This is a genomic window from Paenibacillus sp. J31R34, from assembly GCF_059383715.1.
In genome coordinates, this window is record NZ_JBXENU010000008.1 from 187,656 (window position 1) to 199,360 (window position 11,705).

Annotated in this window: 10 protein-coding genes; 5 read left to right on the plus strand and 5 right to left on the minus strand. The window is 44.6% G+C overall.

Annotated elements, in window-relative coordinates; all coding sequences use genetic code 11:
• From AC50YG_RS22145 to AC50YG_RS22160, 4 genes are all read right to left on the minus strand, one after another.
• Entirely contained in the window at nucleotides 1-756 is a 756-nt protein-coding gene (locus AC50YG_RS22145) for a class I SAM-dependent methyltransferase (RefSeq protein ID WP_494829667.1), read from the minus strand.
• 898 nt (nucleotides 757-1,654) lie between these two features.
• The gene (gene araA / locus AC50YG_RS22150; RefSeq protein WP_473756965.1) at nucleotides 1,655-3,079 is read right to left on the minus strand and encodes an L-arabinose isomerase; all 1,425 of its coding nucleotides are present in this window, start codon (nucleotides 3,077-3,079) and stop codon (nucleotides 1,655-1,657) included.
• A 42-nt stretch (nucleotides 3,080-3,121) separates the two neighbouring features.
• Entirely contained in the window at nucleotides 3,122-3,817 is a 696-nt protein-coding gene (locus AC50YG_RS22155) for an L-ribulose-5-phosphate 4-epimerase (RefSeq protein WP_341280585.1), read from the minus strand.
• 2 nt (nucleotides 3,818-3,819) lie between these two features.
• Nucleotides 3,820-5,436, minus strand: a complete 1,617-nt coding sequence (locus AC50YG_RS22160; protein ID WP_494829670.1) for a xylulokinase — start codon at nucleotides 5,434-5,436, stop codon at nucleotides 3,820-3,822.
• Nucleotides 5,437-5,839: 403 nt separating this feature from the next.
• Between AC50YG_RS22160 and AC50YG_RS22165 the strand changes: the two genes are divergently transcribed.
• Nucleotides 5,840-6,931: a GntR family transcriptional regulator gene (locus AC50YG_RS22165; RefSeq protein WP_494829672.1), complete on the plus strand. Its 1,092-nt coding sequence runs from the start codon at nucleotides 5,840-5,842 to the stop codon at nucleotides 6,929-6,931.
• Nucleotides 6,932-7,128: 197 nt separating this feature from the next.
• Here the strand turns inward: AC50YG_RS22165 and AC50YG_RS22170 are convergent, their stop codons facing one another.
• Nucleotides 7,129-8,166: a ketopantoate reductase family protein gene (locus tag AC50YG_RS22170; RefSeq protein ID WP_494829674.1), complete on the minus strand. Its 1,038-nt coding sequence runs from the start codon at nucleotides 8,164-8,166 to the stop codon at nucleotides 7,129-7,131.
• Between the two features lie 281 nt (nucleotides 8,167-8,447).
• Between AC50YG_RS22170 and AC50YG_RS22175 the strand changes: the two genes are divergently transcribed.
• From AC50YG_RS22175 to AC50YG_RS22190, 4 genes are all read left to right on the plus strand, one after another.
• A complete protein-coding gene (locus AC50YG_RS22175; RefSeq protein WP_494829676.1) occupies nucleotides 8,448-8,909 on the plus strand; it encodes a TetR/AcrR family transcriptional regulator in 462 nt (153 codons plus the stop codon).
• Between the two features lie 114 nt (nucleotides 8,910-9,023).
• Nucleotides 9,024-9,599 carry a LysE family translocator gene (locus tag AC50YG_RS22180; RefSeq protein ID WP_494829678.1) on the plus strand — a complete coding sequence of 192 codons (576 nt, stop codon included), beginning with the start codon at nucleotides 9,024-9,026 and terminating at the stop codon, nucleotides 9,597-9,599.
• 25 nt (nucleotides 9,600-9,624) lie between these two features.
• Nucleotides 9,625-10,425 (plus strand): AraC family ligand binding domain-containing protein, encoded by an 801-nt coding sequence (locus AC50YG_RS22185; RefSeq protein WP_494829680.1) that lies wholly within the window; start codon nucleotides 9,625-9,627, stop codon nucleotides 10,423-10,425.
• 160 nt (nucleotides 10,426-10,585) lie between these two features.
• On the plus strand, nucleotides 10,586-11,524 hold the full coding sequence (locus AC50YG_RS22190; RefSeq protein WP_494829682.1) for an alpha/beta fold hydrolase: 939 nt from the start codon (nucleotides 10,586-10,588) through the stop codon (nucleotides 11,522-11,524).
• The last annotated feature ends 181 nt before the right edge of the window (nucleotides 11,525-11,705 follow it).

An 11,705-nucleotide genomic window follows, 5' to 3' on the forward strand; every position in this document is an offset into this window, starting at 1 on the left:
TTAAATCTCTCCCCAATATAACTCTGTCTCATATATAAAAGTGACTTTCCCGTTTTTCTCATATCGATTAAATAGCTTTTTTAATTCTTCCTTCATACGTCCGTAGTTAGGATGTTCAGGCATAGGAGTATAGGAGGAAGACATTATTCTTCCACTTAGACCCTCAAAATCAAATAATTGTTGCATTTTAAAAACGGATTTCTTCATCGTATTTTCTTTAAAAAATAATTGCAATTCATCTTCCGAAATGTTTTTGTGATTCACTTCAGAGTAATCAATCCCATAGTTAAGCAATAAATGTTCTATCCCTTCTAAAAAAGGGGTTCCTTTTGTTTGACGTGTATTCCAAACTAAAATAACCTTACCATGGTCTTTTAGAATTCGTGTAAATTCCTTTTTTGTAACCGTACGATCGAACCAGTGGAACGCTTGTGCACAAACGATAAAGTCCACGGAATTGTCATGCAAACATGTGGATTCCGCTGAACCTTCCACAGCACGAAAGTTGGATTCATGTCCAAGTATTTGTATACAAGCTTTTCGCATTTCCTGATTTGGTTCTACTGCGATAACATGAGTACCTCTTTCAACTAGTAATTCAGATAACTTTCCTGTCCCTGCCCCAATATCAGCCACGGTCGAATTCTCATCAAGTTTGACAATATTATATAAATAATCTATTGCGTCACTAGGATAGGTTGGACGATATTTAACATAATCTTTCACTCGATTCGAAAATGATTGCTTTATTTCCATCACTATGCTCCTCCATCCAGCTCTTCTTGTTACAAAGTTCGCCCTGTAGTTGAATAATAGTAACTAAATCTGAGTCTATTCTTATAAGACGACAAAAGTTCACCTGTTGTTTCATACTCCTGCTTAAACAAAACTTCCAGTTAGTTTAATCCATATTGCACCAAAATCACAGCTGTCATATTACCGAAAATGAACAGCTGGATACCTATCCCCCAACTCCAATTGCCAAAGCAGTAAATATAATGAACTAGAGCCTGTATGCAAACGCAAGCGAGCTGGATTTCGATAAAAACCAGTGTTCAAACGTCTTCCCTCTACTGCCGGGAATGGTACAACCTATAAATATGAAAAATGTGAACCTACGTACCAAAAGTCTGCTTCATGCTCTTCGTTTCTGAGGCTTGCTCCCTGCACAAAGACATAAAGACAGACTTGGTGGACACAGAAGCCGCTATTTTAATTGAATCATGGGCTACGACAGAGGCTGCGGACTCAGGGGCCGCTAATGCGCTGCACATCGTCATTTTGAGAGGATTTTGAAGGCAATAGCGAATCTCCTGTCCCCTTAAGGCTCGAAAGGGAATCAAAAGCCAGAATAACGGAAACTCAGTCTAACAAAAAAGGAATTCGATTCCAAATCTATGTGTTCTCAGCCACAGTATTCTTTACAACTGTAGTCTAAGCCACAGTGCTCACTGCAACTGTGCACTCAGCAACAATTACATGCTGCGATTCCTTAAGCCTTGAATGGTCCGAGGAGATTTGCCTCGAATAATCACTAAACAAGGAGCAGCAGCGGGGCTCACGTTTGCCTACACACCCTAGAGCAAAAGAAAAAGGCCGGAGGGTCACCCCCGGCCTTAAGGAAAACGCTTATTTGCTTGAATGAATAACGATGTTACTTGATAATAACGTACTCCAGGTTCACCAATTTAGCATAAGTCACGATTTGGTCTGTCGTCAGGTTCAAGGAAACGACAGTATGATGGCCGCCGCCATTCTCAATCCAAGCTTTGACGCCATCCTGGAAGTTCGGCTTCACCTTCCACAGCACACGAGCTACAGGGAGCTTAGGAGCTGGAACCGTTGGCTCGAATGCGGAAACCTCATTAATCAACAGTTTGTAATGTGTGCCGAAATCAGCCATGGAAACAACGACACCTTCACCAGCTTTGCCATCGAATATGAGACGCGCTGGATCTTCGCGATCGCCAATACCCAATGGGGAAACGATGATGGTTGGTTTGTTGCTGGCCAAAGTCGGGTCTACCTCAAGCATATGAGATTGCAGGATAGCTTCTTGCCCAGCTGCCATCTCGTACGTGTAATCCTCCATAAAGCCTGTATTTTGGTTGTGGCTCATCACTTTCAGCAAGCGATCAAGCGCGGCCGTCTTCCAGTCGCCCTCGCCGGCAAAGCCGTAGCCTTGTGCCATCAGACGTTGGACGGCCAGACCCGGAAGCTGCTTCATGCCATGCAAATCCTCGAAGTTCGTAGTGAAGGCATTGTAGCCCTTCTCTTCAAAGAAGCGTTTCATGGCGATTTCATAGCTCGCTTGCACTCTTACGCTAGCTTCCCAAGACTCTTTGCTGCTCGTGCCATAATCAAATGTATATAGCTCCGCATACAGTCCCATCAGATCGTCGATTTCTTGCTCCGTAACGGCATTCACGTATTGTACGAGGTCGCCGATACCGTAATAATCTACTGTCCAGCCGAACTGAATTTGGGCTTCGACTTTATCTCCATCCGTTACGGCTACGTTGCGCATATTGTCGCCAAAACGAGCCACCTTGATGTTAAAGCTTTCGTTATAGGCAACGGCTACATCCATCCAGTCGGCAATTTGCTGATGCACCTCAGGACGTTCCCAGTAGCCTACGACGATTTTATTTTGCTTCTTCAGACGGGCATTGATAAAGCCGTATTCGCGGTCACCATGAGCAGCCTGATTGAGGTTCATGAAGTCCATATCGATTGTGGACCAAGGAATGCTTTCGTTGTATTGCGTTGCCAGGTGAAGCAGCGGCTTTTGCAGCAATTTCGTTCCGCGAATCCACATTTTTGCAGGCGAGAACGTATGCATCCACGTAATGACGCCCGCCACTTCATCGCGATAATTAACTTCTTTCATCATGCTTGTGATTTTATCTGCGCTGATAGCCAGGTCCTGCAATACGAGCGGGTAAGGCAGCACACCGCTTGCATTCAACGCATCCGTCATTCTCTGTGCGTCTGCTTTTACTTCGGCCAATGCTTCTGCCCCATACAGGTTTTGAGAACCTACGACAAACCAAAACTGTTTAGCTAATGTTACTGTCATTACAATCATCCTCTTTTCTAAATTTAATAGTGGATAAAATAATTACTTCTGCCCGTAGTAGGCGTCTTTCCCATGCTTGCGCAAATAGTGTTTGTCCAAAATGCCTTGCGGCAGCTCTTTGGCAAAATGATTCAATTGCCGCGCATACAAATTCATTTTGCAAACTTCCTCCAGCACAACGCTGTTCACAACTGCCGATTTCGCATCCTTGCCCCAAGTAAACGGTGCATGACCATGGAGCAGGACGGCCGGAATGGCCATGACATCCAGCCCACGCTGCTCAAACGTTTCAATGATGACACGTCCCGTTTCAGCCTCATAACCCCGGTCAATCTCCCCTTGGTTCAGGAAACGTGCACAAGGAACAGCTCCATAAAAGGTGTCCGCATGCGTCGTTCCCATTACCGGCACATCAAGTCCTGCTTGTGCCCAGATCGTTGCCCAAGTGGAGTGAGTGTGCACGATGCCTCCGATCTCTGGGTAATGCTTATACAAGACAGCATGAGTTGCGGTATCGGAGGAAGGTCTTAGATTTCCCTCAACTACATTGCCGTCAAGATCGACAACGACCATATCGCTCGCTTTCATCTTGTCATAACTGACTCCGCTTGGTTTAATGACGAACAGGCCGCTTTCCCGATCCATTGCGCTCACATTACCCCATGTAAATTTTACGAGTCCATGCTTCGGCAATTCCAGATTCGCCTCATATACCTCTTCTTTCAGCTGTTCTAACATCGTTAGTCCCTCCCGTTCTCCAGCAGATGATCTACAGCAGCCTGCTCAATGGCCAGCCCACTGTTGTAGCGCTCCATAAACACTTCAAAACCCAACACATCAGATGGGTCCGGAGCAATTTCCTGCCCTTCAACATCTTTAAAGACCTTCTGCTCGAGGAATTCGTCCAGGCTCTCCTGCTGATCCTTATTAATCAAATAAGAAGCTAGCAAAGCCATTCCCCATGCTCCGCCTTCGCCGGCTGTAGACATGACCGAAATCGGAACGTTAAGTGCCGCTGCTACCATTTTTTGTCCGACGACAGGGGTTTTAAATAGACCGCCATGAGCCAAAATGCTATCAATAGCAACACGCTCGTTTTCGGTCAAAATATCCATGCCCAGCCTAAGTGCTCCGAAAGCAGTGAACAAATGGGTACGCATGAAATTTGCCAAAGTGAAGTTGCTCTCCGGCGAGCGAACGAATAGCGGACGGCCTTTTTCGATTCCGGTAATATTTTCGCCTGAGTAATAACCGTAGCTGAGCAAACCGCCACCATCCGGGTCGGCCTCCAAAGCCTTATTAAACATCACGCTGAACAATTTTTCGTTATCCGCTTCGTAGCCCATGGCCACAGAGAACTCACGGAACAATCCCATCCATGCGTTGATATCGCTAGAGCAGTTGTTGGCATGCACCATGCCGACCGGGCTTCCGTCTGGCGTCGTAACCATATCGATTTCCGGATACACCTTGGACAATTCCTTCTCGAGTACAATCATCGCAAAAACGGAGGTTCCCACGGAGATATTCCCCGTACGTTTTCTCACGCTATTGGTGGCAACCATGCCTGTCCCGGCATCACCTTCTGGAGGACAAAGCGCAATGCCTGGCTGCAGGTCCTGCGAGGGGTCCAAAATGCGGGCTCCCGCCTCGGTTAATTCACCGGCTTGCTCGCCTGAGCGGTGGACTTTAGGAAGAAGCTCCTCCAGTTTCCACGGATAGCCGCCAGCTGCGATCAGTTCATCGAATTGCTTGACCATCAAGGGATGGTAAGCATGGGTCGATTCGTCAATGGGGAAAATACCGGAAGCATCCCCAATGCCAATCGCTTTATTGCCAGTTAGCAGCCAGTGAATGTAACCGGCCAAAGTTGTCACAAAATCAATGCGAGGCACATGTTCCTCTTTGTTTAATATCGCTTGATACAAATGGGCGATGCTCCAGCGCTCAGGAATATTGAATTGGAATTTGTCCGTCAGCTCCCTTGCTGCCTGGCCGGTTGTTGCATTGCGCCAAGTCCGAAACGGCACAAGCAGCTCACCCGAGCTGTCGAACGCCATATAACCATGCATCATTGCGGAAAAACCGATCGAACCGACGGTCTTGAGGGTGACTTCGTATTTGCGTTCCACTTCTTGCTTCATTTCGCGATAGGCCGTTTGGAGGCCTGTAATGATATCCTCTTGGCTGTATGTCCAATATCCGTCTTTTAATTGATTTTCCCATTCATAGCTTCCTGACGCGATGGTATCAAAACGATGATCGATCAATACCGCTTTGATCCGCGTAGATCCAAATTCGATACCTAGCGAGGTTTCTCCCTTAGCTATCGCTTCTTTCAACTCTACATGACTCATGATCACGCAAGTCCCCTCTCTGTTCAGTGAGTGTGACCTCTCAAATAACGGGTCTATATTAATTTGTATAATAGCTGCTTCAGATTAAACGATTCACTCCATGAGAGAAGCGTAATCATTGAATCAAAAGAAGGCGCTTTCCATTGCTGACAGCCTTAGTATATTTTTTGTACGTACATTTGTCAACACTAACTAATAGTTATACTAACAACGGTGCCATCACCTCTTAATCCCTAGAGTTGGCGCCCCCTTATTAGACGTTTTCCCATGTGAAAAATCTCCGTACAAGCATGGAATTACACCTTTTATTTCGCGAAAAATGATACTGCATGTTCATTCCCTGCAAATCATGTTAGAATGTGTACGTACAACTTTCTGAACAACGATGAAAGAAGTGGATTGTGTGAAGCCAAAATATCAGATCATCATTGATGATATAAAAAGCAATATCCTGTCGGGTACGTATAAAGCAGGAGAACAAATTTCTACAGAGTCTGCTTTGCAGAGCAGCTATAACGTTAGCCGCCAGACCGTGCGGAAGGCCATTTTAGAGCTGTCCAACGAAGGGTTCCTAAGAAGCGAGAAGGGTTCTGGGACATATGTCAGCAGCCAATACCGCTCCAGATCGGGCGGGAATACCGCAAAAAAAACGATTGGCGTCATCACGACCTATATCTCGGATTACATCTTCCCCTCTATTATCCGTGGCATAGAAGGCCGATTAAATGAAGATAACTATTCGTTGCTGTTAGCCAGTACAAATAATGATATTATGCAGGAAAAAAAGGCGCTCGAAATGATGCTGTCCTATGGCGTGGACGGTCTTATTATTGAGCCAACCAAAAGCAATTTATACAACCCCAATATCGCTTACTACCTGTCCTTCAAGGAGCAAGAGGTTCCGTTCACCATGATTAACGCCTACTATGAAGAGTTGGAGGTCCCTTTCTTCTGTTTGGATGACGTGCAGTCCAGCTATCTTGCAACCCGGGAGCTGATTGCTAAAGGACATTCCCAAATTGGCATTATTGCGAAAATGGATGATCTACAAGGGAAATATCGCATGAAGGGGTATATCAAGGCGCTTGGGGAAGCCAAATTACGGTTTCACCCCGAGCAGGTGCTTTCCTTCGATACGGCGACGAAGCCGGACCTCTCCACGGGCTTGGAGGAGTTCCTAAGCGACAATAGGGACGTTCTGACTGCGCTTGTTTGTTACAACGACGAGGTAGGTCTGGAAGTCGTACATGCCTGTAGAAAACTGGAGATATCCATTCCAGATGAACTATCCATCATTGGCCAGGACAATTCGTATATGGCCAAAAATGCAAATATCAAGCTAACGACTCTGACGCACCCCCAAGAACAGATGGGAAGAGACGCAGCGGACTGGGTCATTAAAAATATACAAGGAAAAAAAGACTTGCCCGTGAGCACCTACTACCAACCCGTATTAGTTGAAGGCGAAACCGTAAAAGAGATCGAAGTGGAGTAAATTCTTATGATTAGGATCAGCTTAACGAATTCGGGTTCTATCAGCGAAAAAGACAAAAGGAGCCGCCGCGGCAAGCTCCTTTGTTATGTTTATATCTAAATCGAGAACCTGATCCCGTCATCAAAGCGTATAAAGGCTCCATCCTCCAAGATCGACAACTCCAATATATCCTCAGCTTCTGTTTCTTTCTCCACGGCTTAACTTGCCGCTTCGTGCTCTGCCAGTCTTTTCAGTAATTCCTGCAGCGCCGGCATCTTATGACCGCGACGCTGCCCTTCGGCAAGGGAGCTCTTCATCGATTCAACGTCCTGAGCACGAACCTTGCCGCCATGATGGAAGCGGTTGAATGCCTGATAATCTAGCGGCAGCATGTCCCGCTCCATTTTAATATGCACATTTGCCGTTAAGCGCGCCCCCATAACCAAGGCCATTATTTTGCCCAACAAGCCATGCTGCGGGAGTGCCGCTATTTCCCCTTGTGCACGGATGGCAAGCCGCCAAAGCTCCTTGTTCGCCGAAACCGTCGAAAAATCAGACCACCCCGCAATATCACACGCTGCATATACAGGAAAGCCAATGCTTGCGTAAATGTTAAACATAGCTGGGCTTACTTGGCCACAGCGCGATACCTTACTGCGATTGTAAAGCTCGATGAATGACTTCGCTGCCTCTTTATGGTTGGTCTCGACTTGGAATCCGACCTTGTTTGCCGGATGCTTGTAACAGACAAGAGCCTTTGCTATCTTCGCCGGATCTGTTGGTGCATGTACGGGGAGGCCCGCGCTTCCTTGGTGGCTTAGCATGCCGAGAATCCCTCTTAGCAAGCGATCCTCCGAAATTTGCATGACTTTAATATAGTGCTCGCGAAGTCCAAACCCGAAACCGTTCATAATGACAGTCGCTTTAGATGCGCGTACCACGTCGCCAAGCTCGCTCAATACGGCCATGCCTTCTTTCGTTCGGCTGGCATTTCCGTCCAGTGTAATGAAGATAAACTGAAATGATTTATCTGCCAGCTCAGCGACATTCTCAATAACGCCAAATCCGGTAAAATTTTTCAGTGCAGCGTCGTCATAGCAATAAAGCTGTTGAGGAGCTTGGAATGCGGCTTTCCGTCCTTCTCGCACTAGAAAGGTAATGTTGGCGCCGGACAAACTAAGATGGTAGCCGACAGAAAATCCTACTGCCCCCGCTCCTACAATTAGGATGTCGGGTTTATTCGTATTAGTTGTCATTTTTATTCACTCTCCAAATAACGGAATGACCGTTTGGATCACTCTCATAAAATAAACACTTGTTCATTTAATATCATGGTGATAGTATAATCTCAAAATATCCATGATCTCAATAATCAATGTGCGAGTTAATGTTATCTATTCAACAGATCCACTAGCATTTGTTTGAATTGATACAGAAAGGGACGGATCATATGGTCGGAGTAAAAAACAATAGAAGAGCCCAATATACGACAGAGCTTATTAAAAAGTGTTTCCTTGCTCTATTGGAGACGAAGAAATTGCCTCAAATAACGGTCACCGAAATATGCAAGCAAGCCGACATTAACCGCGGCACCTTCTATTTGCACTACAAAGATCCTTACGAGTTATTTGAAGTGATGCAGAAGGAAATGAATCAAGAAATAGGGGAAACGCTGCACAAGGATCAAAGTCCATGCGGGGAAGGTGGTTCCTTAATCAAGCTATTGAACATCATCCAAGAGAAGAAAACCATTTATCGAATCATGATTTTGGATAGAGGCGAAAGCAGCTTTTTATCCGAAGTGCTGCTTGAGTTTCATCAAGATTATTTGCAGAGAAAGGGAGATGATCCAAACCAAAAAGACTGGCCTGCCATGGACTATGCTTTTACGTATATGGTTCACGGCTCAATGGGCGTCATTAATCAATGGCTGGAATCGGATGGGGAGGAAAGCCCAGAGGCTATTGCTCGTATCATTTCTTCTTTTAAACCACAATGAACGGCCCCTTCCACATAGATCCATGGCGGACGAAGCTTTATATCTGCAATAATGTACTATAGGCCAAGCCCTTTAAGATGTAGGATATGAGAATAGCTCGAAAGGGGTATTCTCATGGATGCTGCATCTTTTGTGATTTATTGTATGATTGCTACCTTTACACCGGGGCCTACTAATATCGTTATATTATCCACCGTGCAAAATTCGGGCGCAAAAAAGGCCATGAAATACACGTATGGAGCAACGATTGGCTTTGGGTTATTACTTATGATTTCGGCTATGTTGAATACGGTGCTCTTAACGCTATTACCGAAAATCATAACTGTGATGCAAATAATCGGAAGCTGTTATATGGTCTATCTTGCTTATCAAGTCTACAAAATGGATACATCAAACCCAACTGTAAACCATACGGCTACCTTTACATCAGGCTTTCTTATGCAGTTTCTAAACCCAAAAGTAGTTCTATTTGCCATGACCGTCATTCCAAACTTTATTATGCCCTACTATAGCGTAATCCATGAGGTGACGATAAGCATTGCAGCTATAACATTCATTGGCTTTTCAGCATTAATGACGTGGGTTCTTTTCGGCAAAATCTTCAGGGCGTTTTTACAGAAGCATCATAAGACTGTTAATGTAATCATGGCCATATCTCTAGTTTATGCTGCTATCATGATCTGGATGTAGCTGACCCTATTTTGAGGTGGATGTAATGGACAAATTTATTTATAAAAAATCAGCCGGTATTACCGCGCTGTCAGCAAGCATGACTGATTTTAAATATAAAAAGCACGCCCATCAGGAGTATGCAATAGGCGTAACCTTGCGTGGCATTCAGCATTATAACATGGATGGCGGTTTACAATTATCCTACCAAAATGGTGTTATGCTATTTAATCCCGAACAGGCCCATGACGGTATGGCACATGATAGGACAGGGCTTGAGTATGTCATGCTGTATATTGAACCGCAATTGCTTTTAGACGTTATGGAGAAAAAGGATATCGTCCGTTTTTCAACTCCTATTGTGTATAATCAGAGGCTTGAACGGCGCATATTAAGTCTGGCTCATGCCATATTAAGCGAAAAAGATGAGGCTTTGTGCAGCGAATTATTTTTGTCCCTCACGGATGGCCTTATTCAAACTCATTCTTCCATAGATGACAAAAAAGATAACGCTCTAATTAGAAAAGCAAAGGATATGATTCATGCCAACTTGGAGCATGTACTTAAGCTTGACGAGATCTGTAAAGAGCTTCAACTATCGAAGTTTCAGTTTATCCGATTTTTCAAGGCTCATACGGGGATTTCGCCTTATCAATACTTTCTTAACTGCAAAATCGAATTCGCAAAGCAATTAATCGAAAAAAATAGCGATGTTTATTCAGCCGTAGCTGATTGCGGTTTTGTGGATTTAACCCATTTAAATAAACATTTCAAAAGCGTGTATGGAACAACGGCATTTGAATATATGTCTCAAATCAATGGCGGAGGCAAATGGAATTCGATTTAATTTCATTTTAATACTCTTTGTACTGCCGCAGCATTTATTTCACTCGTTCATCTTCCGTTCACATTGTCGTCATCGCTAGGACATCTTCGTCGTATAAGCTTACTTTAGCAGCCCATTAAGGCAGCCCACTAACAAGATAACGACAGGAGAAGATACGATTATGAAAAAATGGCTTAGGGTTTTACTTAAAATATTAGCAGCAATTGTTATAGCAATCGTCGTTTTTATCGCCATTGTGTTTATAGTGAATAAGGTCAGCAGCAAATCTGAGCTAGGAAAAATACAAGCCTATGGTCAGCTCGTACCCGTAGACGGGAAAAAGATGAATGTGCTGATTCAAGGGGACGGTAAAGAAACCATCGTGCTCTTGCCGGGTTATGGAACAGCAGCACCAGCGCTCGATTTCAAACCGCTAATTGATGAGCTTTCGCCTTACTACAAAGTAGTCGCGGTTGAACCTTTTGGTTATGGATTAAGTGATGGTACGGATAAAGAGCGTACGACAGAAAATATAGTAAATGAGCTCCATGAAGCGCTGCAAGCCCTTAACATCGACCGCTACATTCTTATGGGCCACTCCATTGCAGGCATTTATGGAATCGAATATGCGAATAAATATACGAACGAAGTGAGCGCATTTGCCGGCGTTGATAGCAGTGTTCCGACACAGCCTGGCATGGATGTTAAACTCCCTATAACAACGTTTAACCTTCTTAAACAATCCGGTTTTCTTCGATTGATCGTGAAAACAGGCAGCGACCCTTATGAAGGGCTGCCATACGATGAGGAAACAAAAGAACAGCTAACTTTGCTCTCTCTCAAGAACAGCAATAGTCCCACTATGCTCAATGAAATGAAGAATATTTCTTCTAACTTTAAAGCAGCAGAGCATTTAACCTTCCCGAAAGAGCTGCCTATTATTTTCTTTATCCAAGCTCACAATGAAGGCATTCCAACCTGGGTACCCCTGCATGAAGAGCAAGTCAAAGATTCAGTGCATGGAAAAGTGATGACCTTTGAAGGCGGGCATTATTTGCACCATACCAAATCCAAAGAGATTGCTGAAAACTTTAAGGCATTTATGGAAGAAGTAAAATAATTCGAGCAGACAAGCGCTCCTCTTAATCTCCATGCCATGGCAATATGTGCAAGCTTTCTTGCATATGACGCCATGGCATTTTTTTTCGCTACTTATTCATACTCCGTTCATATTGACGTCACGGGGAGGACATCCCCGTCATATAAGCTTTCCTTAGCGGCCCTTTAAGGCGGCTCAATAT